General features: G+C 56.1%; 24 protein-coding genes. 12 read left to right on the top strand and 12 right to left on the bottom strand.

Annotation, left to right across the window (positions count from 1 at the left end; all coding sequences use genetic code 11):
- The first annotated feature begins 79 nt into the window (after positions 1 to 79).
- The 5 genes from typA to fabY all read left to right on the top strand — a co-directional run bounded on the left by typA (position 80) and on the right by fabY (position 4,955).
- Positions 80 to 1,903, top strand: coding sequence for a ribosome-dependent GTPase TypA (gene typA, locus GSQ70_RS09555; protein WP_158782313.1), 1,824 nt, complete (start codon positions 80 to 82; stop codon positions 1,901 to 1,903).
- A gap of 154 nt (positions 1,904 to 2,057) precedes the next feature.
- Positions 2,058 to 2,654 (top strand): glucose-1-phosphatase, encoded by a 597-nt coding sequence (gene yihX / locus GSQ70_RS09550; RefSeq protein WP_158782312.1) that lies wholly within the window; start codon positions 2,058 to 2,060, stop codon positions 2,652 to 2,654.
- A gap of 2 nt (positions 2,655 to 2,656) precedes the next feature.
- Positions 2,657 to 3,529, top strand: a complete 873-nt coding sequence (locus GSQ70_RS09545) for a virulence factor BrkB family protein (protein ID WP_158782311.1) — start codon at positions 2,657 to 2,659, stop codon at positions 3,527 to 3,529.
- The gene (gene dtd / locus GSQ70_RS09540) at positions 3,526 to 3,963 is read left to right on the top strand and encodes a D-aminoacyl-tRNA deacylase (RefSeq protein ID WP_158782310.1); all 438 of its coding nucleotides are present in this window, start codon (positions 3,526 to 3,528) and stop codon (positions 3,961 to 3,963) included. Before GSQ70_RS09545 ends, dtd begins: the two co-directional genes overlap by 4 nt.
- Before the next feature lie 53 nt (positions 3,964 to 4,016).
- The gene (gene fabY, locus GSQ70_RS09535) at positions 4,017 to 4,955 is read left to right on the top strand and encodes a fatty acid biosynthesis protein FabY (RefSeq protein WP_158782309.1); all 939 of its coding nucleotides are present in this window, start codon (positions 4,017 to 4,019) and stop codon (positions 4,953 to 4,955) included.
- 29 nt (positions 4,956 to 4,984) lie between these two features.
- Here the strand turns inward: fabY and rluF are convergent, their stop codons facing one another.
- The 3 genes from rluF to GSQ70_RS09520 all read right to left on the bottom strand — a co-directional run bounded on the left by rluF (position 4,985) and on the right by GSQ70_RS09520 (position 9,083).
- A complete protein-coding gene (gene rluF / locus GSQ70_RS09530; protein ID WP_158782308.1) occupies positions 4,985 to 5,854 on the bottom strand; it encodes a 23S rRNA pseudouridine(2604) synthase RluF in 870 nt (289 codons plus the stop codon).
- A 38-nt stretch (positions 5,855 to 5,892) separates the two neighbouring features.
- Complete coding sequence (locus tag GSQ70_RS09525; protein WP_158782307.1) at positions 5,893 to 7,575, bottom strand: AsmA family protein; 1,683 nt, start codon at positions 7,573 to 7,575, stop codon at positions 5,893 to 5,895.
- 119 nt (positions 7,576 to 7,694) lie between these two features.
- On the bottom strand, positions 7,695 to 9,083 hold the full coding sequence (locus tag GSQ70_RS09520) for an NCS2 family protein (RefSeq protein ID WP_158782306.1): 1,389 nt from the start codon (positions 9,081 to 9,083) through the stop codon (positions 7,695 to 7,697).
- A 161-nt stretch (positions 9,084 to 9,244) separates the two neighbouring features.
- Here GSQ70_RS09520 and GSQ70_RS09515 point away from each other — a divergent pair, with 161 nt between their 5' ends.
- Positions 9,245 to 9,907 carry an SDR family oxidoreductase gene (locus GSQ70_RS09515; RefSeq protein ID WP_158782305.1) on the top strand — a complete coding sequence of 221 codons (663 nt, stop codon included), beginning with the start codon at positions 9,245 to 9,247 and terminating at the stop codon, positions 9,905 to 9,907.
- 111 nt (positions 9,908 to 10,018) lie between these two features.
- Here the strand turns inward: GSQ70_RS09515 and recG are convergent, their stop codons facing one another.
- The 5 genes from recG to gmk are packed head-to-tail and all read right to left on the bottom strand — an operon-like array spanning position 10,019 to position 15,894.
- Complete coding sequence (gene recG / locus GSQ70_RS09510; RefSeq protein WP_158785271.1) at positions 10,019 to 12,097, bottom strand: ATP-dependent DNA helicase RecG; 2,079 nt, start codon at positions 12,095 to 12,097, stop codon at positions 10,019 to 10,021.
- A complete protein-coding gene (gene trmH / locus GSQ70_RS09505; RefSeq protein WP_158782304.1) occupies positions 12,094 to 12,792 on the bottom strand; it encodes a tRNA (guanosine(18)-2'-O)-methyltransferase TrmH in 699 nt (232 codons plus the stop codon). The genes recG and trmH overlap by 4 nt, the downstream gene beginning before the upstream one ends.
- 3 nt (positions 12,793 to 12,795) lie before the next feature.
- Positions 12,796 to 14,919, bottom strand: coding sequence for a bifunctional GTP diphosphokinase/guanosine-3',5'-bis pyrophosphate 3'-pyrophosphohydrolase (spoT, locus tag GSQ70_RS09500; RefSeq protein ID WP_158782303.1), 2,124 nt, complete (start codon positions 14,917 to 14,919; stop codon positions 12,796 to 12,798).
- A 22-nt stretch (positions 14,920 to 14,941) separates the two neighbouring features.
- Positions 14,942 to 15,217 carry a DNA-directed RNA polymerase subunit omega gene (gene rpoZ, locus GSQ70_RS09495; RefSeq protein WP_016191359.1) on the bottom strand — a complete coding sequence of 92 codons (276 nt, stop codon included), beginning with the start codon at positions 15,215 to 15,217 and terminating at the stop codon, positions 14,942 to 14,944.
- A gap of 53 nt (positions 15,218 to 15,270) precedes the next feature.
- Positions 15,271 to 15,894: a guanylate kinase gene (gene gmk, locus GSQ70_RS09490; protein WP_158782302.1), complete on the bottom strand. Its 624-nt coding sequence runs from the start codon at positions 15,892 to 15,894 to the stop codon at positions 15,271 to 15,273.
- 250 nt (positions 15,895 to 16,144) lie between these two features.
- Between gmk and ligB the strand changes: the two genes are divergently transcribed.
- The gene (ligB, locus tag GSQ70_RS09485) at positions 16,145 to 17,836 is read left to right on the top strand and encodes an NAD-dependent DNA ligase LigB (protein WP_158782301.1); all 1,692 of its coding nucleotides are present in this window, start codon (positions 16,145 to 16,147) and stop codon (positions 17,834 to 17,836) included.
- On the opposite strand, the gene GSQ70_RS09480 is transcribed toward ligB, so the two are convergent.
- The 3 genes from GSQ70_RS09480 to GSQ70_RS09470 all read right to left on the bottom strand — a co-directional run bounded on the left by GSQ70_RS09480 (position 17,811) and on the right by GSQ70_RS09470 (position 20,276).
- Positions 17,811 to 18,428, bottom strand: a complete 618-nt coding sequence (locus tag GSQ70_RS09480) for a trimeric intracellular cation channel family protein (RefSeq protein WP_158782300.1) — start codon at positions 18,426 to 18,428, stop codon at positions 17,811 to 17,813. The two genes, ligB and GSQ70_RS09480, sit on opposite strands and share 26 nt — an antisense overlap.
- 294 nt (positions 18,429 to 18,722) lie before the next feature.
- Positions 18,723 to 19,871: an MFS transporter gene (locus tag GSQ70_RS09475; protein WP_158782299.1), complete on the bottom strand. Its 1,149-nt coding sequence runs from the start codon at positions 19,869 to 19,871 to the stop codon at positions 18,723 to 18,725.
- Between the two features lie 66 nt (positions 19,872 to 19,937).
- On the bottom strand, positions 19,938 to 20,276 hold the full coding sequence (locus GSQ70_RS09470; RefSeq protein WP_158782298.1) for a zinc ribbon domain-containing protein YjdM: 339 nt from the start codon (positions 20,274 to 20,276) through the stop codon (positions 19,938 to 19,940).
- A gap of 199 nt (positions 20,277 to 20,475) precedes the next feature.
- On the opposite strand from GSQ70_RS09470, the gene GSQ70_RS09465 reads away from it, so the two are divergent.
- From GSQ70_RS09465 to GSQ70_RS09450, 4 genes are read left to right on the top strand one after another with little or no spacing between them, the layout of a single operon-like run.
- Positions 20,476 to 22,464: a helix-turn-helix domain-containing protein gene (locus GSQ70_RS09465; RefSeq protein WP_158782297.1), complete on the top strand. Its 1,989-nt coding sequence runs from the start codon at positions 20,476 to 20,478 to the stop codon at positions 22,462 to 22,464.
- A gap of 5 nt (positions 22,465 to 22,469) precedes the next feature.
- Positions 22,470 to 23,165 (top strand): AzlC family ABC transporter permease, encoded by a 696-nt coding sequence (locus GSQ70_RS09460; protein WP_158782296.1) that lies wholly within the window; start codon positions 22,470 to 22,472, stop codon positions 23,163 to 23,165.
- Positions 23,149 to 23,502 (top strand): AzlD domain-containing protein, encoded by a 354-nt coding sequence (locus GSQ70_RS09455; protein ID WP_158782295.1) that lies wholly within the window; start codon positions 23,149 to 23,151, stop codon positions 23,500 to 23,502. The genes GSQ70_RS09460 and GSQ70_RS09455 overlap by 17 nt, the downstream gene beginning before the upstream one ends.
- 52 nt (positions 23,503 to 23,554) lie before the next feature.
- Positions 23,555 to 23,767 (top strand): hypothetical protein, encoded by a 213-nt coding sequence (locus GSQ70_RS09450; protein WP_158782294.1) that lies wholly within the window; start codon positions 23,555 to 23,557, stop codon positions 23,765 to 23,767.
- 73 nt (positions 23,768 to 23,840) lie between these two features.
- On the opposite strand, the gene GSQ70_RS09445 is transcribed toward GSQ70_RS09450, so the two are convergent.
- Positions 23,841 to 24,704: a YicC/YloC family endoribonuclease gene (locus GSQ70_RS09445; RefSeq protein WP_158782293.1), complete on the bottom strand. Its 864-nt coding sequence runs from the start codon at positions 24,702 to 24,704 to the stop codon at positions 23,841 to 23,843.
- A 198-nt stretch (positions 24,705 to 24,902) separates the two neighbouring features.
- On the opposite strand from GSQ70_RS09445, the gene GSQ70_RS25740 reads away from it, so the two are divergent.
- Positions 24,903 to 25,040, top strand: coding sequence for a hypothetical protein (locus tag GSQ70_RS25740; RefSeq protein WP_199257242.1), 138 nt, complete (start codon positions 24,903 to 24,905; stop codon positions 25,038 to 25,040).
- Positions 25,041 to 25,067 lie beyond the last annotated feature (27 nt).

Raw genomic sequence — 25,067 nt, 5'->3', positions numbered from 1 at the left:
TTGATATTTGTGATCCTGTTCAGTCCTTCGATTAATCCGTGTACAATAGCGCGCTATTTCTAATGCCTGAGGCAAAGCTGTGATCGAAAATTTGCGTAACATCGCCATTATTGCCCACGTTGACCATGGTAAAACTACCCTGGTTGATAAGTTGCTGCAGCAGTCCGGTACCTTTGATGCCCGTACTGAAGCAACCGAACGCGTAATGGACTCCAACGATTTGGAGAAAGAGCGTGGGATTACCATCCTCGCAAAAAACACCGCCATTAAATGGAACGACTACCGTATCAACATCGTGGATACCCCAGGACACGCCGACTTCGGCGGTGAGGTAGAGCGTGTGATGTCAATGGTTGACTCGGTGCTGCTGGTTGTGGATGCAATGGATGGCCCTATGCCGCAAACCCGCTTCGTGACCAAAAAAGCGTTTGCTAATGGTCTGAAGCCGATCGTGGTCATTAACAAAGTTGACCGTCCTGGCGCACGTCCTGACTGGGTTGTTGACCAGGTCTTTGACCTGTTCGTTAACCTGGACGCGACCGACGAGCAGCTCGACTTCCCTGTTATCTATGCTTCTGCCCTGAACGGTATCGCTGGTCTTGACCACTCCGACATGGCTGAAGACATGACTCCGCTGTACGAAGCCATCGTGAAACACGTTTCTCCTCCGCAGGTTGAGATGGAAGCACCGTTCCAGATGCAGATTTCTCAGCTGGACTACAACAACTATGTTGGTGTTATCGGCATCGGCCGCATTAAGCGCGGTAAAGTGAAGCCAAACCAGCAGGTCACCATCGTTGATAGCGAAGGCAAAACCCGTAACGGTAAAGTCGGTAAAGTGCTGACTCACCTGGGTCTGGAGCGTATCGACGCAGCAGAAGCGGAAGCAGGCGACATCATCGCCATCACCGGTCTGGGCGAACTGAACATCTCCGACACCATCTGTGATCCACAGAATGTTCAGGCACTGCCAGCCCTGAGCGTTGATGAACCAACCGTAACCATGTTCTTCAACGTCAACACCTCACCATTCTGCGGTAAAGAAGGTAAGTATGTGACTTCCCGTCAGATCCTTGACCGTCTGAACAAAGAGCTGGTGCACAACGTGGCACTGCGCGTTGAAGAAACTGCGGATGCTGATGCGTTCCGCGTTTCCGGTCGTGGTGAACTTCACCTGTCCGTTCTGATTGAAAACATGCGTCGTGAAGGTTTCGAGCTGGCGGTATCCCGTCCGAAAGTTATCTTCCGCGAGTTCGAAGGCCGTAAACAAGAGCCATTCGAAAACGTGACCCTGGATATCGAAGAACAGCACCAGGGTTCTGTGATGCAGGCGATGGGTGAACGTAAAGCGGATATGAAAAACATGGATCCGGATGGTAAAGGTCGCGTACGTCTTGACTACGTTATCCCAAGCCGTGGCCTGATTGGCTTCCGTAACGAATTCATGACCATGACTTCCGGTACCGGTCTGCTGTACTCCACCTTCAGCCACTATGACGATATCCGTCAGGGCGAAGTGGGCCAGCGTCAGAACGGCGTGCTGATCTCTAACGGTCAGGGTAAAGCGGTGGCCTTCGCCCTGTTCAGCCTGCAGGACCGCGGTAAGCTGTTCCTGGGTCACGGTGCAGAAGTTTATGAAGGCCAGATTATCGGTATTCACAGTCGCTCTAACGACCTGACTGTTAACTGCCTGACCGGTAAAAAACTGACCAACATGCGTGCTTCCGGTACTGACGAAGCCACTACCTTGGTTCCGGCCATCAAGATGACTCTTGAGCAGGCGATCGAGTTTATCGATGATGATGAACTGGTGGAAGTAACTCCGCTGTCCGTCCGTATTCGTAAACGTCACCTGACTGAAAACGATCGTAAACGCGCTTCGCGCGGCAGCAAAGACGTATAATCTGACGTTTTAGCTGTTATTTCAGGGCCGGTTTCTTCCGGCCCTGTTTTTTTCTCCCTCTTTGACTCTCCAGCATTTTTCGAAATTCCCGACCTGTTCAGGCTTCCGTTTTACCGCTAGAGTGAATAACTCACCGGAACAAAAGGAGATGGCCATGCTGTATATCTTTGATTTAGGTAACGTCATTGTTGATATTGATTTCAACCGGGTTCTGGGCGTCTGGAGCGATCTGGGACGGGTGCCGCTAGCCACGCTACAAAACCACTTCACGCTGGGTGAGAACTTTCATCGCCATGAGCGCGGTGAAGTGAGCGATGAAGCCTTTGCTGAACAGATCTGCGACGAACTGGGGCTGGCGCTGAGCTTTGAACAGTTTACCGCTGGCTGGCAGGCCGTTTTTGTCGGCGTGCGTCCGGAAGTGCTGCAGATAATGAAGACGCTGCGCGATCGTGGCGAGCGGGTGGTTATCCTTTCCAACACTAATTCTCTGCACTGCACCTTCTGGCCGTCCCAGTATCCTGAAGTGCACAATGCCGCAGATAAACTCTATCTTTCGCAGGATATGGGGATGCGTAAGCCTGAAGCCCGCATTTATCAGCAGGTCCTGAACGAAGAAGGCTATACCGCCGATCGGGCTATTTTCTTTGATGACAACCTGGAGAACATCGAGGGAGCACGTGCGCTGGGGATCCAGAGCGTTCATGTGACCGATGACAGCATCATTCCGGCCTTCTTTGCCGAAAGGCGTTAACGATGAGCCGTATTAACCACTACCGGCATCGCCTGCGGGCGATCGGGTCATGGGTAAAATTGCTCTGGCGGCGCATTGACGAAGATGCGATGACTACGCTGGCCGGGAATCTCGCCTATGTCTCACTGTTGTCACTGGTGCCGTTGGTGGCCGTGGTGTTTGCCCTGTTCGCCGCTTTTCCGGCGTTTTCTGCGGTCAGTACCCAGCTGAAAAGCTTCATCTTCAGCAACTTTGTTCCGGCATCGGGTGTGGCGATCCAGGGCTATCTCGAGCATTTTGTGGCGAATGTGAACAAGATGACTGCGGTGGGGGCCTGTGGACTGGTAGTGACGTCGCTGCTGCTGATGTACTCCATTGATACCGCGTTGAACACCATCTGGCGCAGCCAGCGAAAACGTCCGCTGGTCTACTCCTTTGCGGTTTACTGGATGATCCTGACGCTGGGTCCGATGCTGGCCGGGGCCAGCCTGGCGATCAGCTCATACCTGCTCTCGCTGCGCTGGGCCTCAGTGAGCGGCGTCAGCGGGCTGATTGATTACGGGCTGCGCATCTTCCCGCTGCTGCTCTCGTGGCTCTCATTCTGGCTGTTGTACAGCATCGTGCCCACACGCCAGGTTTCGGTCAGGGATGCGCTGGTGGGCGCGCTGGTCGCCGGGCTGTTATTTGAGCTGGGAAAAAAAGCCTTTGCTCTGTATGTTACGATGTTTCCCTCATACCAGTTAATTTATGGTGTGCTGGCTGTTATTCCCATCCTGTTTCTGTGGGTATACTGGACCTGGTGTATTGTTTTGCTGGGAGCAGAAATCGCTGCTTCCCTGGGCGACTACCGCCTGTTGAAACAACAAGAACAAGAAAAAGAAGACGAGGAATCATGATTGCCTTAATTCAACGAGCGCTGAGTGCCAGCGTTACGGTGGCCGGAGAGACCATCGGTGAAATCGGGCCAGGATTGCTGATCTTACTGGGCGTGGAAAAAGGGGATGACCAGCAAAAAGCGCAGCGGTTGTGCGAGCGCGTACTGGGCTACCGTATTTTCAGCGACGACCAGGGAAAAATGAATCTCAACGTTCAGCAGGCGGGAGGCAGTCTGCTGGTGGTGTCGCAGTTCACGCTGGCAGCGGACACGCAAAAGGGCATGCGTCCTGGTTTTTCAGGTGGCGCTGAGCCTGCGGAAGCCGAACGGCTGTATGACTATTTTGTTGGCTGCTGCCGTGAGAAGGGCATCAAAACTGACACCGGGCGTTTTGCCGCCGATATGCAAGTGGCCCTGGTCAATGATGGCCCCGCCACCTTCTGGCTGCAGGTTTGAAGCGGCTGGAAGGGCTCGGAAGCGGATTGGGCTCAGAGAGAGAGAACCATTTTATGTATCACCTTCGAGTGCCTGAAACGGCGGAAGAGCTGGATACCTACTATCAGTTCCGCTGGGAAATGTTGCGTAAGCCCCTTCATCAGCCAATGGGCTCTGAACGGGATGCCTGGGATGCACTGGCGCATCACCAGATGGTGGTGGATGAGCGTGGCGAGCCGGTGGCCGTGGGCCGTCTGTATATTAATGGCGACAATGAGGCGGCAATCCGTTTTCTGGCCGTGCATCCTTCCGTGCAGGGCAAAGGGCTGGGAACGCTGGTGGCGATGACCCTGGAGTCCGTTGCGCGGCAAGAAGGGGCCAAACGTGTGGTTTGTAGCGCCCGCGAAGATGCCGTGGAGTTCTTTGCCAAGCTCGGTTACGTCAATGAGGGCGAGATTACCGCCCCGCAAACCACGCCAGTGCGCCATTTCCTGATGATCAAGCCAGTGATCACGCTGGATGACATTCTGCACCGCGCGGACTGGTGCGGTCAGCTGCAGCAGGCCTGGTACGACCATATTCCTCTAAGCGAGAAAATGGGTGTCCGCATTCTGCAGTACACCGGGCAGAAATTTATCACCACCATGCCGGAAACCGGCAACCAGAACCCGCACCATACGCTGTTTGCCGGCAGCCTGTTTTCACTGGCGACGCTGACCGGCTGGGGGTTGATCTGGCTGCTGCTACGTGAGCGCCATCTTGGCGGTACCATTATTCTTGCCGATGCGCATATCCGTTACAGCCATCCGATCACCGGTAAGCCGGGGGCGGTGGCCGACCTGGGCTCGTTGAGCGGCGATCTGGATCGCCTGGCGCGGGGCCGTAAAGCTCGCGTGCAGCTGGAAGTGGAGCTGTTTGGCAATGAGGAGTGCGGTGCGGTCTTTGAGGGCGTGTACATCGTGCTGCCAGCCGATCCGGACGGTCCGTTAGAGCAGGGCGGGTCCGGAGGATGACGAAAAAGTTTTGCAGGCAGGGCGCTTGATCAGCGCCCTTTCTTTTTGCGGCCCGGTTGGGCAAAACGCTTGCGGGAAGCGGTATTGCCCGCGGTTTTCTCACCGGCTTTTGGCCCGCTGCTGGCCGGTTTCTTCGCAGCTGAAGTTTTAGGTTTGCCTTTTTTCGCTGCAGGTTCATCAGAAGATGAATTTTCCAGCAGTTTAAACAGCTCAATCAGCTCATCGTCGGTCAGGTCACGCCACTCGCCGGGCGGCAGCCCTTTAAGATTCACGTTCATAATCCGCGTGCGTTCAAGTTTGGTCACTTCATAGCCGAAGTGCTTACACATGCGGCGGATCTGGCGGTTAAGCCCCTGTACCAGCGTGATGCGGAATACAAACGGTGCTTCTTTCTTCACCTTACACTTTTTGGTGACCGTACCCAGCATCGGCACGCCAGCGCTCATTCCGGTGATAAACTCATCGGTAATCAGCTTGTTGACCGTAACCACATACTCTTTTTCATGGTTATTCCCGGCCCGCAGGATTTTGTTGACCAAATCGCCGTGGTTAGTCAGGAAAATCAGCCCCTGAGAATCTTTATCCAGTCGGCCTATAGGGAACACGCGCTTGCTGTGGTTAACAAAATCACTGATGTTGTCCCGCTCACCCTCTTCCATGGTGGTGATGATGCCAACCGGCTTGTTCAGCGCAATCAGCACCAGATCTTCTTCGTCACGCGGCTCGATCAGCTGACCGTTCACTTTCACCACGTCTCCGGCATGCACCTGATCGCCGACCGAAGCCCGCTTGCCGTTGATAAAAACGTTACCCTGCTCGATGTAACGATCGGCATCGCGGCGGGAGCAGATCCCGCTTTCGCTGATGTATTTGTTGAGACGTGTTGAGTTGGTCAGCATGGTTATTCCGCAAATAGGCGGATTTTACCTTTAAATGATCACTGTGCGCCAGCCACCTGACCACCGGTCATGGTCTGCTGCAGCGTTTTATCACCAGCCGTCACCGACAGCGTGCCATTCATCCCCGCTTTCAGCGGTTTGTCAGCGGCAAGGCTACCCTGAACTTTCAGCTGCAGAGTGCCATTACCATCCAGCGGCACCGTTGGCCAGCCCCAGTCGTGCAGCAGGTCAACCGGTACTTCGCGGCCAGTCATCGTTAACGACAGCGCTCGCTGAGGCTGCTGAGAAAGGGTTGCCACGCTCTCCACCATTCCGCTTTTGGTGAAGGCGCTCATTTCGGTCACGTTGATGTTGTTATCGTCAGCATTGAGGGTTATTGAGGGGTGACGCACATCCACGCGATTAAACGTTGCTTCCGCCGCGTTCAGGCTGACATTCCCTGACCAGATGCCCCACTGGTGATTGCGAGCCATCAGCAGATTGCTGCCGTTGCCCTCCAGCGAGGTCAGCTGGAACGGAAAGTCAGGGTTAATGTCGATAATCAGGTTCCGGTTAGCGGCAAATTTGGTCACTTCCACGCTGTCCAGCCAGTCAGGCAGACGAGCCATCCAGCGGTCGTGCCAGTTCTGCGGCAGCGTGTATTCAAGCCCGGCCACGGCCAGTTCATCCAGCGTCAGTTTCTTGTCGCTGCGCGTCCAGTGGCCAGAAGTGCGGATCAGCCCGTTAACCCAGCGCGAGCTGAACTGCGTCAGCGCGACGCCTTCAGGAGAAAACGCCAGATTGACAATGGGATCGTTCAACTCCAGGCTGCCATTCACAAAGGTGCTGGCATTCATCGACAGCGAACCGTCATTGCTTTCCCAGTCGCCGTTGCGCAGCGTGATGTTTTTCAGCGCCATATCAAGATCGGTGACCGCCCAGTCCGCACCTTCCAGCCGGGCATCGGTTACGTCGATTCGGTCAAAATGCACCGAAGGCAGAGTGAGGATCGGATCGAGGAAGTTGCTCAGTGACTGGTCGCTCTGTAAACGGATACTGTTAAGGCGAAGGATAGCCACCTGCCAGTTGCCCTGAGCATCGCGCTGTGCGCTGCCCGTCACCGAGCCCAGCGCCACATCGGCACCGAGATTACTCACTACAAGCTGATTAGAGTTGATGCTGCCCTGCAGCAGCACGTTGGTAGCCGGAACACCGTTTAACTCCAGAGAGCCCGCGCTCATCTGGAAGCTGGCATCGCTACCGATGAAATCCCCTGCCTGAGGTTTCCACGGTACAATGCCGCCGTCCACTCTTCTGGCTGCAACAGGTAATTTACTGCCAGGACTGTCGATGGCCATCTGATTCAACTGCAGCCGGTCAGCGGAGAAGGCCAGTGGCTTACCGTTGTCGGTAACGTTAAGAGTGCCATTTTCCAGCCAGATGCTGGAGAAGTGCAGCGGATCTGCGAACTGTCCGCTGCTGAGACCCAGATCGATTTTCTTTGCCACCACGGTGGCTGGCTGAGTTTTCAGGCCGAAGGAGGCATTATCCAGGATCAGATGAGAAGGGTCGGAAAAGTTGTGTTCCAGCTTGGTGAAGGCGATCTGATAATCGCTGTGCTGGCTGAGGGTGCGGCTGATCCAGCTGGCGCCCCACTGAGTCTGCGCCAGCACATAGACCGCCACCACTGCCAGCAGCAATAGCAGCAGGATTGTCAGCAAAATTTTTCCGATGACCTTCATTACATCCGTCCCTTTGAGTGTTCGGTAAAGGATTGTTATGCCTGATTTATCATCGAAGCTCAACCGCCAGATAGTGACGGCGGCTCGCAGATCGGCCGCCGTCCCTGTTCAGGAAGAGATTATTTCTCCTGAGGGAAAAGCAGATTCAGAACGATCGCAGTAATACCGCCCGCGGCAATACCGGAAGAGAGCAGCGTTTTCAGCCAGTCAGGGGCGAACTGCAGTATCATAGGCTGCTGAGAAATACCCAGACCCACGGCCAGTGACAGCGCGATAATCATAATCGCACGGCGGTTTAATGGTTCGCGCGAGACAATGCGTACGCCGGAAGCGGCAATGGTGCCGAACATCACGAGCGTGGCACCGCCGAGAACCGGCTCAGGGATATGCTGGACAAATCCGCTGACCGCCGGGAACAGGCCCAGCACAATCAGCATCAGCGCCACCACGAAGCCGACATAGCGGCTGGCCACGCCAGTCAGTTGGATCACGCCGTTGTTCTGGCCGAAGCAGGAGTTAGGGAAGGTGTTGAACAGGGCTGAAACACAGGAGTTAAGCCCGTTAGCGAGCACGCCGCCTTTCAGGCGCTTCATGTACAGCGGGCCGCTGACCGGTTGTTCAGAAACGTCAGAAGTGGCGGTAATATCCCCGATGGTTTCCAGTGAGGTGACCATAAAGACCAGCATCAGCGGGATCAGCAGATTCCAGTCAATGCCCAGACCGTAGTAGAACGGCATCGGCACCGTAATCAGTGCCTGATTAGATGGCGTGGTATTTTCCGGCAGCATGCCCAGAACCCAGGCGAGCAGATAGCCCACAGCCATTGCAATTACCAGCGAGGCAACGCGCAGATAAGGGTTGCGCTGCCGGTTGAGCAGGATAATTACCAGCAGCACCGCGCCTGCCAGCAGCAGATTTTTGGGTGCGCCAAAGGTGTGATCGCTCATCGCCGCAAAACCGCCGCCAATCGAGGTCAGCCCGACCTGAATCAGTGACAGACCGATAATCATCACCACAATCCCGGAAACCAGCGGCGTGATAATGCGCCGGGCCAGATGCAACACGCGGGAAAGCAGCATTTCAGTGCAGGAGGCCAGCATCAGCGTGCCGAATAAGGCAGCCATCATGGTCGGCACATCGGCACCGCCGTTTTTCAGCGCCATGCCGCCCATGATCAGCGGCGACACAAAGTTGAAGCTGGTGCCCTGAATCGACAGCAGGCCTGAGCCAACCGGTCCCCAGGTTTTAATCTGCAGAATAGAAGCCACTCCGGAGGCAAACAGCGACATGCTGATAATGTGCTGGGTATCCTGAGCAGGAAGCTCAAGCGCCTGGCAAATCAGCAGTGCGGGGGTAATAACCGCCACAAACATCGCCAGTAAGTGCTGGCAGGCGGCAAACAGGGTTTGCGGTAAAGGCGGGCGATCTTCCAGTCGGTAAATCAGCTCACTTTTGGCTACAGGAGCAGCGCTGCGGAGGGCATCGGCTTCAGGGGTATTCACGGACATTCTCAGGATTCCCGGACGAACAAAGTGGCGATTTTAATCTTATGTCGGGCAAAAGCAAACGATTGCTGTGTGGGAAAATCACCCCCGGACACACAGCCCGGTAGGAAAAGGGCTAAGCTGAAGTTTTGGTTTAACAGGCAGAGAATATAGAGAGGGCGCAGATGCGGGTATTTTTGATTGGTGCAACGGGTGGGGTGGGACGTCGGCTTCGCAAGCGTCTGGTGAGTGCGGGCCACCAGGTCACCGGCCTGCATCGCCGGGACAGCCAGAAAGAAGAGCTGGAAGCCGATGGCGTGGATCCGCTGAATATCGACCTGATGAACACCAGTAGCGAAAGGCTGGCAGAGGCGATGAAGGGCTGCGATGTGGTGGTTTTCTCTGCCGGAGCGGCGGGAGCTGGCGTTGATTTTACCGACGGCATTGATGGCCGGGGCGCAAGATTCGCGGCGGAAGGAGCAAGACTGGCCGGGGTCAACCGTTTTCTGCTGGTCTCCGCTTTCCCGGATGCCGGAAGAGGCAAGGAGCCGTCGCCGGACTTTGAACATTATATGCAGGTGAAGAAGCAGGCAGATGTGATGCTGACTGCGACAGAGCTGGACTGGGTCATCCTGCGTCCCGGCACGCTGGCGAATGAGGCGGGAAGCGGCAAAGTGCGCGTCGGGCTGGCAATACCTTATGGCACCGTACCGCGTGAGGATGTAGCTGCAGTGCTGCACAGCCTGATTGAGCAGCCGGAAGTGAAAAGAGTGATTATCGAACTGACCACGGGTGAGCAAGTGGTGGAAGAGGCTGTCGCCGGTATGGCGGCTTTCAGCGGCAGGTAAGAATGAGCTGGTCAGGTCAGTAGCTTAGTGAAGGGAAGCCGCCATCTGCAGCTTAGTGAACAGTGAAACGGCCATCTGCCGCTGTTCAGCTACGGCTAACAGCAGAGTCCGTCAGGCGTTGGTGTAGCGTTCTGTTTCAGGGAGCCAACGTTCAATCAGTGCCTGGGCCTGATCCGGATAGTGCTGGTGGATATGCCGGGCGATGCGCTGCACTTCCGGGATCATCGCACCGTCGCGCAGCAGATCGGCCACTTTGAATTCAGCGTTTCCCGTCTGGCGGGTGCCCAGCAGCTCGCCAGGACCGCGGATTTCAAGATCGCACTGGGCAATCACAAAGCCATCATTACTGTCGCGCAGTACCTGCAGACGCTTCTGCGCGGTCTTGCTCAGCGGCGCTTTATACAGCAGCACGCAGTGAGAGGCGACAGAGCCACGACCTACGCGGCCACGCAGCTGATGGAGCTGAGCCAGGCCCAGCCGCTCCGGGTTTTCAATAATCATCAGGCTGGCATTTGGCACGTCCACTCCAACTTCAATAACGGTAGTGGCAATCAGCAGATGAATGTCGCCCTGCTTGAAGGCCTGCATCACCGCCTGCTTCTCTGCTGGTTTCATCCGGCCATGCACCAGCCCGACCTGAAGCTCCGGCAGTGCCAGCTTAAGCTCTTCCCACGTGGCTTCCGCCGCCTGCGCTTCCAGCTGCTCAGACTCTTCAATCAGGGTGCAGACCCAGTAAGCCTGGCGTCCTTCGCTGCAGGCACTGCGCACGCGGGTAATGATATCCGTTCTGCGGGTATCCGGAATGGCGACGGTGGTGACTGGTGTCCTGCCCGGCGGCAGTTCATCAATGGTTGAGGTATCAAGATCGGCATAGGCGGTCATAGCCAGCGTACGTGGAATAGGGGTTGCGGTCATGATCAGCTGGTGGGGATGGAAGCCCTGCTCCTCGCCTTTTTCCCATAATGCCAGGCGCTGATGGACGCCAAAGCGGTGCTGCTCATCAATGATCACCAGCGCCAGACCGTTGAACTGTACCTGCTCCTGGAAGATGGCATGGGTGCCAACGATCATGGAAACCTGTCCGCTGGCTATCGCTTCCTGCTGGGCCAGACGCGCTTTACCTTTTTGCTTACCGGCCAGCCAGCCCACTTCAATTCCCAGCGGCGCAAACCACTGGCGGAAGTTACTGGCATGTTGTTCTGCCAGCAGCTCGGTTGGAGCCATCAGCGCGACCTGCTTGCCCCAGGCGATGACGTTGAGGGCGGTCAGGGCGGCAACCAGCGTTTTGCCGGAACCCACATCACCCTGCACCAGACGCATCATCGGGTAGTCATGGGCCAGGTCCTGTTCAATCTCGCGAACGACCCGCTGCTGGGCACCCGTTGGGCTGAAAGGCAGGGCAGCCAGCAGTTTATCGTAAAGCTCGTGACGGGCAGGCATTGGCAGAGCATGGTAACGCTGAGCCCCGGCGCGAACGGCCAGCATACTCAGGTTATGGGCCAGCAGCTCTTCCATAATCAGGCGACGTTGCGCCGGATGCGTGCCGCTGTCCAGATCGGCCAGCGCCATATCCGGCGGCGGGCGATGCAGCGTATGAATGGCTTCAGGCAGGCTGATCATCCCCTGACTCAGCTCAGGAGGCAGCAGCTCGGCAATCGCACCGGTTTCCAGCAGTTCAAGGGCCTGATCGGTGAGATTGCGCAGCGTTGCCTGGCGGATACCTTCGGTGGTTGAGTAAACCGGGGTCAGCGTTTCCTGCAGTTCCACTACGCTGTTGTCGCCCTGCACGCGGTATTCCGGATGGATAATCTCCGCGCCACGCTGGCCGCGTTTGATTTCGCCGTAGGCGGTCACGCGGCGGCCGGGTGCCAGACTGTTTTTCATGCCCGCATTGAAATTGAAAAAGCGCAGGGTGAGGATGCCAGTACCATCGCTGATCTGACAGGTCAGCATCCGGCGGCGGCCAAAGGTGATATCACTTTGCAGCACTTCACCTTCTACCGTGGCATAAATGTTGGGTAGCAGGTCATTGATTGCGTAGAGCTGGGTGCGGTCTTCGTAACGCAGCGGCAGGTGCAGCAGCAGATCCTGCACGGTTGCCAGCCCCAGCTTCGCCAGTTTGCCTGCCTGGCTTGCGCCAACGCCGGAAAGTGCACTCAGCGGCACGGCATCCAGCAGGCGGCCTTTCATTTTCTGCGTACCGAAGCTTGCATTGTTGCCCACCACTCCGGGTCTGCGACAACCTGGCCCTCGTTATCGATGACCGGGTAGGGCAGGCCTTTATGTTTGGCAACGCGGGCCAGCACGGGATAACCGCCTTCAAACAGCAGACGCTGCTGCTCGCTGTACTCCAGCGTGCTCTCCTGACGCTGATACATTCCGGCATTCTGCCGCTGACGCTGAGCTTCATACAGGATTAGAGCAGAGGCCACGGACACATTCAGCGACTGCACCATGCCAATCATCGGAATGATGATGTCCTGGTCGGCAAGATCCAACGCCTGCTGAGTGATGCCGGTTTTTTCCTGGCCCATCAGAATACAGGTCGGGCGGGTGTAATCGATTTCACGGAAATCCACCGCTTTATCAGACAGGTGCGTGGCAAGGATCTGCATCCCCTGACCTTTAAGATGGCCAACGGCATCAGCAATAGTGCGGTGTGTTTTAACCTGGACCCAGCTGTTGCTGCCTGCGGCGGAGGAGACCATAGTGCGCATCCGGCTACCTGGCCACACCGCGTGGACTTCGTGCACACCAACCGCATCCGCCGTGCGGATCACGGCGGAAACGTTATGGGGTTTATGCACCTGTTCCATGCAGACGGTCAGATCGTGCTGACGGGCGGCCAGCATTTCAAGGATGCGGGCATAGCGTTGAGCATTCATGCGCTAATTTCTGTTACGGTGAACTTTAATCACGTCCGGCATCACGCGGATTTTACGCATAATATTCGCCAGATGGACGCGGTCACGGGCCGTCAGACGGATAAAGGCGCTGTAAACGCGACCATCTTTTTCTTCCGTATTAAGGCTCTGAATGTTGGATCCGGCAGTGTTAATGGCCGCAGTCAGGTTCGCCAGCGCGCCCTGGTGGTTAAACATGTCCACTTTTATCTCCGCCACGAACTCCTGCTCGGTGACCTTATCCCACTCCACGGCCATAAATTTCTCAGGCTCTTTCTGGTAGCCACGGATATTCCGGCATGACTCATGGTGGACCACCAGGCCTTTGCCCGGACTGACATGAGCGACAATCGGGTCGCCGGGGATCGGGCGGCAGCATTTGGCAAAGGTGATCAGCACGCCATCGGCACCTTTAATCGGCAGCTTGCTGCGCGAAGAGCTGCCTGAAGGCGGCTGTGCAACCTGTGCGGTCTGCTCACTCTGCTGCAGATTTTTCGCCACCACCACACTCATTGCGTTGCCCAGGCCAATCTCAGCCAGCAGATCGTCCAGCGTGGCCAGCTTCATGCGTTCCAGCTCGTGCTGAAGGTTTTCCGCCGGGATTTCAGCCAGCTTGCGGCTGCCACCCAGCGCATGATTGAGCAGACGACGGCCAAGGCTGACGGAGTCGTCGCGCTTGAGGTTTTTCAGCAACTGGCGGATTTTGGCCCGTGCTTTCGAGCTGACTACAAAATTGAGCCAGGCAGCATTTGGCCGTGCGCCAGGCGCCGTAATGATTTCGACCGTTTGCCCGCTGGTCAGCGATTGTGACAGTGGGTAAGGCTGGCGGTCGACCCGCGCACCCACACAGGCATGACCGATATCGGTATGCACGGCATAGGCAAAGTCGACGGGCGTCGCACCGGCAGGCAGCTCGACAATGCGACCTTCCGGGGTGAAAACGTAAATCTCATCCGGGAACAGATCGGATTTCACGCTTTCAATGAATTCGAAAGAGCTACCGGCACTCTGCTGCAGCTCCAGCAGGCTCTGCAGCCAGCGTTGGGCGCGGATTTGCGCTGTGGTACTGCTTTCGCCCTGCTCTTTATAGGCCCAGTGGGCGGCCACCCCCATCTCTGCCATCTGATCCATATCTTCCGTGCGGATCTGCACCTCGACCGGCACGCCGTGGGGGCCAATCATCGAAGTGTGGAGGGATTGATAGCCGTTGGCCTTGGGGATTGCGATATAATCTTTTACCCTGCCCGGGCGTGGCTTGTAGAGGCTGTGCATCTGCCCCAGCACCCGGTAGCAAGTATCGACATCACTGACAATGACCCGAAAAGCATAGATATCCATAATCGAATGGAAGCGCTGCTCTTTCAGGTGCATTTTGCAGTAAATCGAATAGAGGTGTTTTTCCCTTCCGCTGACGCGGCAGGGGATCCCCGCTTCCTGCAGGCGACCGTCAATTTCCGAGAGGATTTTCTGGATCATCTCTTTACGGTTGCCGCGAGCCGCCTTAACCACTTCTTTAATCACGCGGTAGCGGTTGGGGTACAACGCCTCAAAGCCCAGCTCTTCCAGCTCGGTTTTCAGGTGATGGATACCCAGTCGGTGGGCCAGAGGGCTGTAGATTTCCAGCGTTTCAAGCGCAATGCGACGCTTCTTGTCCGGACGTAAGGCGCCCAGGGTTCGCATGTTGTGCGTGCGGTCAGCCAGCTTGATCAGAATGACGCGGATATCCTGCACCATCGCCATGATCATTTTGCGGAAGTTTTCGGCCTGCGCCTCTTTCTTGTCGCGGAATTTCAGCTTATCGAGTTTGGAAACCCCTTCAACCAGCTCGGCGACGGTCTGGCCAAACAGCTGTTCCATATCCTGATAGGTGGCGGGGGTGTCTTCGATAACGTCGTGCAAAAGCGCGGCCATGAGGGTTTCATGGTCGAGCTTCATTTCAGCCAGGATGCAGGTGACAGCAACCGGATGGGTAATGTAAGGCTCACCGCTGGAGCGCGTCTGTCCCTCGTGAGCATCACGTGCGACAAGGTATGCTTGCTTGAGGCGCTTAATCTGGTCCTCAGGCAAGTATTTTTCAATCAGTTGATTGAGGCTTTCAAACAGATACAAGGGCGAGCCTTCCGGCTGATGATTAACGACGACCTTCAGCGATAGCGGTAACGGCCTGTAACTCAGCGGCTTCCTGCTCTTGCTGTTCCTGACGATCACGCACATCCAGAATCTGGTTGGTGATCAGACCTTCTTCGATTTCGCGCAGCGCGATCACGGTTGATTTGTCGTTTTCTTCCGGAACCAGCGGATCTTTACCGCCAACCTGCATCTGACGGGCGCGACGAGCGGCGACCAGAACCAGGTCAAAACGGTTACCAATTTTTTCTACTGCGTCCTGTACGGTTACGCGTGCCATAAGTGTGATACTCCACGGGTGACGAAATGACTGGGCATCATACTGAGTTGTCCTCAGTCTGCCAACAGTTTGCTGATTAAAGCATCATGACGGGACTTTTGACGGCCCATTCGCAGACGCTCGGCGCGAATGATGGTTTTCAGATCGGACAGGGCCAGATCGAAATCATCGTTCACAATAAGGTAGTCATATTCTGCATAGTGACTCATCTCGGCGACGGCCTGGGCCATGCGCTTCGCAATCACCTCTTCGCTGTCCTGACCGCGGCCGCGCAGGCGGCGATCCAGCTCATCTTTCGACGGCGGCAGAACGAAAATACTGCGTGCCTGGGGCATTTTCTGGCGAATTTGCTGCGCGCCCTGCCAGTCGATATCTAAAAAGACATCCACACCGGTGGAGAGCACCTGCTCAATCGCAGTACGGGACGTGCCGTAGTAATTGCCAAACACTTCGGCGTGCTCAAGGAAGGCATCTTCCGAGATCATGCCGCGGAATTCGTCATGGGAAACAAAATAGTAGTGTTCGCCGTGATTCTCGCCCGGACGCATTCCCCTGGTAGTATGGGAAATGGAAACCTGGGTGTCGTACAGCGGCTGAGTTTTCAGCAGCGCATGAATCAGGCTGGATTTACCTGCCCCACTGGGCGCTGAAACAATAAAAAGTGTGCCTTGAGCCATGATTATTCTTGATATGCCAGTCGAAGTCTGATTCCTGCACAGTATACACGGCTGAACCGCATCATGCAGCGTTTCAGGCGCCCCGCGGCATTATTTCTCCGGAAATAGAAAGTGTCTCGCAGTACTGATGAGACGTTTCATGTTATGCGAAAATTCTTTTCGTCCCCTCTCTGAAACTCCTCCGTTATCCTTCGCGACTCCTGGTCCTTTGCGCTGTAATCCTGCCAGCAGGAAAACAGGGAGCAGGAAGATGCGCAACATAATGATTATTTTGATCCTCTGGTGTGCCGTGGCCCAGGGGCAGTGTCCGGTCTGGACGCCGGTCCGTGCAGAGCGGGAAATGACCATTCTGGCGAAGCAACTGAGTGACTGGGATCGCGCGTATTACCAACAGGGCATCAGTAAGGTTGAAGATGACCGTTATGACGCGCTGGAGAAAAAATATCAGGCCTGGCAGCGCTGCTTCCGGCCACAAAGCGGTATGCGCCAGCCGGAATGGAGCACCAGCGGCAAAGAGCTTCATCCGGTGGCGCATGTTGGCGTCAAAAAAGTGGCGGATAAGCAGGCCCTCGCCCGTTGGATGGCGGGGAAAACCTCTCTTTGGGTTCAGCCGAAAGTGGATGGTGTTGCCATTACGCTGCATTACCGGCAGGGCAAACTGCTCAGAGCGATCAGCCGGGGAGATGGGCTGCGGGGCGAGGACTGGACGGAGAAGGTCAGGCACATCCCGGCGATCCCGCAGCAGATCCCCCTCAACTCTGGCTCAGTGGTTTTGCAGGGCGAACTGTTTCTGATGATGAACGATCATCAGCAGGCGGTGGCGGGTGGAGTCAATGCCCGGGCGGTAGTGGCCGGGACTATGAGGCGCAGGGAGGCGACGGAGATGCTGCAGAGGCTGGGCATTTTTGTCTGGGCCTGGCCTGGAGGCCCGGAACAGATGACTCAGCGTCTGGCGCAGTTGAAGAATGCCGGTTTCAGCCTGACGACGGACTGGAGCAGGCAGGTGGCCAGTGCTGATGAAGTTGCCGACTGGCGTGAGCGCTGGTTTCACCAGCCGCTACCTTTCGTAACGGATGGGGTGGTAATCCACAGCCCGACATCGGCAGGTGTTTACTGGCAGCCCGGAGACAATGCCTGGTCCGTCGCCTGGAAATATTCTCCACCAACCGTCAGCACAGAGGTGCGATCCATCGACTTCCCAACGGGGCGTACGGGGAAAATCAGTGCCGTGCTGAATCTTGTCCCCGTGCAGCTGGATGACAAGAGAGTCAGTCGGGTCAGTCTCGGCTCCTTAAGGCGCTGGCAGGCCGCGGATATCGTGCCCGGCGATCAGGTCAGCATCAGCCTGGCCGGTCAGGGGATCCCACGGATGGATGAAGTGGTGTGGCGGGTAGCCGATCGCCAACTGCCCCTGATACCCGACGCGACAGAATTCAACACGCTGAGCTGCCTGACATATACGGCTGCCTGCCGTGAACAGTTCCTCTCCCGGCTGGTCTGGCTGAGCAGTAAGGCGGTACTGAGCATGTCAGGCATCAGCCGCGCACGCTGGCAACAGCTGATGCAGAGCGGACAACTGAGCCACCTCTTCTCCTGGTTGTCCCTAACACGTGAACAGATCGGGGGAATTAAAGGGATGACTGAGGTACGGGCGGAACAGCTTTATCATCAGTTTTCCCTCAGTCAGCAGCAGCCATTCAAACGCTGGGTGAAAGCCACCGGCGTGCCCGTTCCTGAGAGTGCGCTAAACGCCATGACCGATGATAACTGGCAGACGCTGCTGGCCCGAGATAAGGCAGCCTGGCAGAAGTTGCCCGGCATTGGTCAGAAGCTGGCCGGGCAGATTATCGCTTTTCTGCATCACCCTCAGGTTCAGGCGTTGATTGCCTGGTCAGAACATTATCAGGAGAACAAACTCAATGATCGGCATGCGGGTAATTAAAGACGGGCAGGCCCAGCTTGAAGCGCAGCGCCAGCAGCCGGGCAATAAAGCCGAACAGCAGGGTAATGATGATCACCAGCTCGTGGGAGAGGGGGGTTTTCAACAGCAGGATGTAAAGCCAGCCGGAGGCGAAGGCAATGCCCGCGTACAGCTCTTTCTGGAAGACCAGAGGAATGCGATTGCAGAACATATCGCGCAGCACGCCACCAAACACGCCGGTGATCACTGCGCAAATGGCTGCAATGATCGGGGCGTGCCCCATATCCAGCGCCACTTCGGCCCCGATAATCGAGAAGACCACCAGGCCCAGTGCATCCAGTACCAGGAAAACCTTGCGCAGATGGGGCATCAGAGGGGCCAGTTGGGTGGTCAGCACAGCGGCGACGGCGACGATGATGATGTAAACCGGGTGCTGCACCCAGCCGAGCGGATAGTGGCCCAGCAACATATCCCGCACCGATCCACCGCCGATGGCGGTGACGGAGGCAATAATGATCACGCCAAACATATCCATTTTGCGGCGACCTGCAGCCAGTGCGCCGGTCATGGCCTCTGCCGTAATACCGATGATGTAGAGAACAGTTAGTAACATAGCCCGCTCCAGGGGAAACCGGCCGCAAGCCTGAAGGATCGGCAGCAGGTTGACGACTGAGAATTTCTAACAGGTGGCGATGGGATTAAATTTTCTAATCCGGTAATGCCTGTAGATTACGCGAGTTGCAGCCAGACAGCGACAAAAGGACGAGAATATGAGGACAGATGAGCTATTCCGATTAATGGCACGTGGGATCCATCCTGAATCAGAAGAGGTTGCGGATTATGCCTGATGGCTGGATGACGGGTAATTAACCGGGCCGACGTTATGTTCCGGCCCGGAGAGAGAAGTTTATTCGGTGGCTTTAGCCAGCTGACGCTGACGCAGGATGCCGGGTAGCAGATAGCTGGCAAGTGCCAGGATACCCAGCGCAATACCCAGCCAGAGGAGGCCGCCCGCACCGCTGGATGCCAGCATAATGCCACCCGTCAGCGCACCGCCGCCAATACCGATGTTAAAGGTGGAGACATAAAGTGCCGAGGCGGCTTCCGGCTGCTCCGGTGCCAGCTGAATCACCCAGCTTTGCAGCCCGACTATCAGCATGGAAACGGACATGCCCCACAGCACCATCTCCACCCATCCCAGTACCGGCTGGGCGACACCAGGCAGCATCAGGATCTGCGCCATAACAATCCCGGCACTGGCAATCACTGCCAGGAGCATTGGCCGGTGGTCAAACCAGCCAGCCAGTACCGTACCGACGGCACCGGCCAGCCCGAAGGCCAGCAGCATCATCGGATGACCGGCGTCCGGAATATGCACCTTATTGCTCAGCAGGCTGGTGATATATGTGTAGCCATTGAAGTGCGCAGTGATGATCAGCAGGGTGGTAAAAGCGGCTGCATACAGCGGCGCATTGTTTTGTGGCAGACCGGCTTTACCTTCACCGCGTTCAGTTTTTATGGAAGGCAGCCAGAAGTAGCCGCCAATAAAGGTCAGCAGGCCCAGTAAACCGAACAGGCCAAAGCCTTTCTGCCAGCCAAATGCCAGCCCGACCGCGCTGGAAAGCGGGACACCGACAATAATAGCCACCGAGATCCCGGAGAAGACCCAGGCTGTCGCCCTACCCGGTGACATCTGTGGCAGGATACGAACCGCATAGGCGGCCAGTATCGACCAGAATACCCCGTGCCCCAGTGCGGCGATCAGGCGGATCGCCACCAGCATCCAGTAATTATGAGTCACCAGTGCCAGGCTGTTGGATAAGGTGATGGTGCCCAGCAGCGCCAGAAAAAGCGTGCGGCGGTCAATGTGCCGGGTCATCAGCGTAAAGGGAAGTGCGGTCAGCGTGATGATCCAGGCATAGCCGGTCACCAGCCAGCCGGTCGCCCCCAGAGAAACATGGAGGTCGCCGGCAATCTGCGGTAGCAGTCCGATGGGCAGGTATTCCGTGGTTTGCGACACAAAAGCGCCCAACATCAAAATGAGCAGTGCTTGCATACGGTTATCCTGTTCTTTTCATTCAGCGATAAAGCGTAGACAATTTTGGCAAATGCTCAAACGGGGCTAGTTTTTCTTCACAAACTCGGACTTCAGCTTCATCGGCCCAAAGCCGTCGATTTTGCAGTCAATATTGTGATCGCCTTCCACCAGACGAATGCTTTTTACCCGGGTGCCGATTTTCAGCGGTGTTGAGCTGCCTTTAACCTTCAGATCTTTAATCACCGTCACGCTGTCGCCATCGGCCAACAGGTTGCCGTTGGCGTCTTTCACCACCAGAACGTCCTCCGCTGAAGCTTCAGCACCTTCAGACCAGACGTGCCCACACTCGGGGCAGTTAAAGAGTACGCCGTCTTGCCAGGTATATTCAGACTGACATTTCGGGCATGGAGGAAGAGTTTGCATAAAAGGCCTCGAATTAATCCATAAATAAACAGGGGGCATTTTAGCCTGGTGACGCCCGTAAGCCTAACGTTAAGCGGCCTGAGTTATCGGAGAGGGATGAATTTTCTGTAAAACAATTGACAGCAACTGACATCGTTCATTATAAGGAACAAAGCCGGGCATTATAAAGAACGCCGGGTTCACCTCAGGAGAGAACGTTGTGGAAAATCCGATGTTGCTGTCGAGTGAAATACGCCAGTCAGTGTCACTGAGCCTTGCCAGGGTTCGTAAATCACGGGGGCTTTCGCTGTCAGGGCTGGCAGAAACCAGCGGCATTGGTAAAGCAACCCTTTCCGGCATTGAGGCGGGGCGAGGCAATCCCACCATTGAAACAGTCTGGCGGCTGGCGCATGCCCTCGGCGTTCCGTTTGGCGAACTGATCTCTCAGGAGCAGGATCAGTCAGTAGAATCCAGCTCCACCGGCGTCAGCGTCCGGTTAATCAATAAACAGTCTTCTCCTTTCGTCATTGAAACCTACGTGATGGATATGGCCCCTCATACCAAACGGATCGCTGAAGCTCACATGCCAGGAGTGGAGGAGAACGTGGTGGTGTTAAAGGGCCGGGCCCTGACCGGACCCCAGTCGGAACCCGTCTTCCTGACTGCAGGCAAAAGCTGCAGCTTTGCTGGTGACACTCCTCATCTTTATCAGAGCCTGGATGAACAGACCTCGATGATGGTCAGCGTGATCTACCCGACGCTGGCAGAGGCGGCCCCTGGGGAACACGATATCTATCGCGAATGGCCTGAAAGCGAAGATGACTGGTCTGGCTTGCAACAGCAATTCCGGCGTCTGGCGCTGGAAAGCCGCCAGGGAGTCAATGCCGTGCGGCTCAGCTTCACGGACTGCGAGGATACCCAGAGTGCAGAGGAACAGCTTCAGCAGAGGCTGCTGCCGGAAGCACCAGGGATGCAGACCTTTTATGTTTACGATCAGGGACCCAGGCTGATTTGTCTCTCACGTGAGGGAAGCCATGAGCGGCTGGATGAAACGCCGGTGGATAATCCGCGGTTACAGCAGGCTCTGGAGCTGAGTAATCTGGCGATTTCACCCTGGCGTCAGCTGGATGAAGCCAGCCATTCCCGGCTGCACATGCTGGCGCAATCTGACAGCATCTGCCTGTCGAGTCTGGCGGCAGAGATCCTGACCCGCAATGGATCACCTTGTGTACCGTTGCGTGCCGCTCCACGATATGAAGTGACGCCGGTAGTCCAGCGAGAAAGCGATAATGTGCTGTTTGAAGACCGGATCGATGTGGATGGTTATGCAGCCTGGGAGCTGGTCCATCCGGCCTATGCAAAGCAGTCAGTGGCGATTGCGCAACAGTTGATTCAACACCTTTCACCCGCAGCTATACGAATTATTGATATTGGCACCGGACCCGGACTGCCGCTGAAAATGCTGCTGGAGCTGCTGCTGGAGCTGCTGCCGGAGCTGCAGGTCACTACCGTGGATCCCAGCGAGACGGCCTTTAACCACCTGAAAAAACTGTTCAGGCATTCGTCGAACGTTCATCCCTGCAAGGCCAGTATTACCGACCTGCCTGCGCCTGAAAAGCCGTTCGATGCCGCTATCTCAGTTGGCGCTTCCCATCATCTGGATACGCTGGCGTTTTTAAGTTCTACCCGTGAGCAGCTGACAAGTGGCGGCATTTTTGTTGTTTCCGATGAAATGATCGGTCCGTTCTCCACCATCAGGCAGCGCAAAATCGGTCTGATGCAGCATCATCTGCAATATATAGCAGATACCCTGGTGCCGATGTCACTGACCGGCCTCTCGCTGGATGAACATCGCCTGGTACATATGCTGCGACAGGACGTGCCGCAGGCGTTGTTTGAAGCACGAGTAGGCGATGAAGGCCGTGCCGAGTACCGCTGCCGTCGGTTACTGGAGAGCCTGCACGCGCTGACATTGCCAGAGCAGCCAGCCGATCCGCTGCAGGTCTTCTATCGCTTCCATATTCTGGAACTGGAGGCGCTGGTGGCGGGGCTGGATTATGAGGTTGAGCAGAAAACTTCGCCGGACTGCTTCAGCGATCTGGCGCGCGCGGCGGGGTTCTCCGTTCAGCATCATCGTCGTTTATATGCCACCTGTGGACGAACTGACAGGGATGCGGGAACGCATTTGTTTGTATTACAAGCGTTGTGAGTGAGATGGAAAAAACGGTTAAACAGGCGCTGCTTGCCTCGTTACCCATTGTGACCGGATACCTGCCTATCGCGTTTGCTTTTGGTATGGCTGGGGTGGTGAACGGGCTGCCGGGGTCTCTGGTAGTGGCTATGTCAGTGTTGATTTTCGCCGGAGGCAGCCAGTTCGTGCTGCTGGCCGCGATACATGCCGGGACGGCCTGGTATCTGGTTCTGGGGCTGTGCGCACTGATGGATGTTCGCCATCTTCTCTATGGTGCGGTGATGGTAAGGCAACTGCCAGCGGGATTACGCAAACAGCTGATGGCAGCTTTCACGTTGACGGATGAAGTGTTCGCCACAGCGCTGATCAGAATGCCGGAGGTGATGATGGCCTCCCGCAGTAGCTGGCTCAGCTGGCTGGGCATATTCAGCTATCTCTCATGGGTATTCGGCACCATTTTGGGGGCGATTGCCGGGGTTCAGCTCAGCAAAGCCATTCCGCTACTGGCAGAGGCGATGCCGTTTGCTCTGCCCGCGCTGTTTGTGGTGCTGGTGCAGGAGAGCTTCAGTCCACGACACCGGATGCCGGTGATTGTGTCGATAGTCGTGGCAGGCGTGCTGTATCTGCAGGGACTGACGGCGCTGGCATTGATGGCGGGAGCGCTCTGTGGATGTTGCGCGGTGTTCGTAAGGGGGAAGCTGAATGACTATGCCTTATGACCAGGCGTGGCTGACCGTGGTCGCAATGGGAGTCGTCACCTGGCTGTTACGCTCACTCCCTTTCATGCTTAATAAACAAGGCAGAACTGATGACAAGGCGGAGCAGGGATCTCCGGTGTTCTCTGCGCTGGGCCCATCGTTGCTGTCTGCCATTATGATCGTCACCCTGATCCCTGGCATTCAGCAGGCAATGGCCGTCGGTTACGGCAGGGCGCTGTGTTACGGAGCAGGGATTTTAATGACGCTGGGCGCGCTCCGCGTGACGCGAAATCCTGGTGTGGCAGTGATTGTCGGTGTGGCGATTTATGCCGCAGGCCTGTGGTTCCTTACCACCTAGCTGCGGCCGGAGCAGTTTGCTGAAAAACGTAAAAACCTGGGGAGCAGAGAGAATGAATCAAAGCCAACAGATGTCCCGTATCGAGCCTGGCGCTACCTGTTTCAGTGAGGCCAGTAATATGTTGTGTCAGGGAGACTATGACCGCATCCGACTTGACTGGGAAGTCACCACCGATGAGTTCTTTCATCTGGTCTGGAACTGTGGGGATGTTCAGACAAAGGTTGTCCGGGAAAAAGACCGCTTTTATGTTGTAACTGGCCAGTGAGCTGACGAATAAAAAAGCCCGCGTGATGCGGGCTTTTAAAGGATGCTCATTTCAGTGTTCCGTACTAAATCTCTTATTCGATATTCTGGATCTGCTCGCGCATCTGCTCAATCAGTACCTTCAGCTCGATGGCGGAAGTGGTGACTTCAGAATTAATCGATTTCGAGGCCAGGGTGTTCGACTCGCGGTTGAACTCCTGCATCATAAAGTCGAGTCGACGGCCAACGGCCTCTTTCTTCTTCAGGATGTTGTAAGTCTCTTTCACGTGCGCTTCCAGACGGTCCAGCTCTTCCGCCACGTCCACGCGCTGCGCCAGCATGATCAGCTCCTGCTCAACGCGGTTGCTGTCCAGTTGCACCTGCGCTTCTTCCAGCCTGGTGACCAGACGTTCACGCTGCCATTTAAGCACATCCGGCATTTGCGCACGCACTTTGGTGACTTCAGTGCTGACGCCTTCCAGACGCTGCTCGATCAGTGACTTCAGTGCCGCACCTTCAGTTTCCCGCGAGGTGATAAAGTCATCCAGCGCGCTATCCAATGCTCGCAGCAGTTCGGCGGAAATGGCATCCAGATCCTGCTCTTCTGCTGACATCACGCCAGGCCAACGCAGGATATCGACCGGGTTTATTTCCCCCTCGTCGCTCTGCATTTTCACCCAGTTTGCCGCCTGAACCAGCTGGATTGCCAGCTTCTCATTCAGCACCAGCGCACTCTGCGCACGCGGGTCGGCGTCAAAGCGCAGGTTGCATTCGATTTTGCCGCGCGTCAGGCGGTTACGAATTCGTTCACGGATCACCGGCTCCAGGCCACGGAATTGCTCAGGCAGACGGATGTAGGTTTCTAAATAGCGTTGGTTGACGGAACGAAGCTCCCAGGCTGCGCTGCCCCATTCGCCTTTGGTTTCGCGCCGGGCGTAGGCGGTCATACTGCGGATCATTATGCGTACCCGTTTTCAGAGAAAGATGAGGGGATTATAGCGGTGCAGGCGATGGCTTAACAGGCGTCAGGGCAAACTCTGGCAAATCGGCTGGCGTATCCGGTGTTTTAAAGCCGGATGATTAAGATGTGCAAAGCCGTTCTGGCCACTGCCAGGCGAAATGATGACAGTGAAAGCAGACTGAAAAAAAGGAAGCTGATGAAAAATACCCCACTGATTGCCGCTCTGTTTGTAGTGACACTGGTCGCTTTACTGCCCGATCTGCTTCCTTTACCTGGACTGGCCGTGGTGGTGATGGGGATCGGACTGAAAAGCTACCGTAAAACTCTGGACTGAGACTACCGGCTGACGCCGGATGCTATA

This window comes from Pantoea sp. BAV 3049, from assembly GCF_009765445.1.
Taxonomy (GTDB): Bacteria; Pseudomonadota; Gammaproteobacteria; order Enterobacterales; family Enterobacteriaceae; genus Erwinia.
This window is presented reverse-complemented; position numbering and strand designations above follow the sequence as displayed.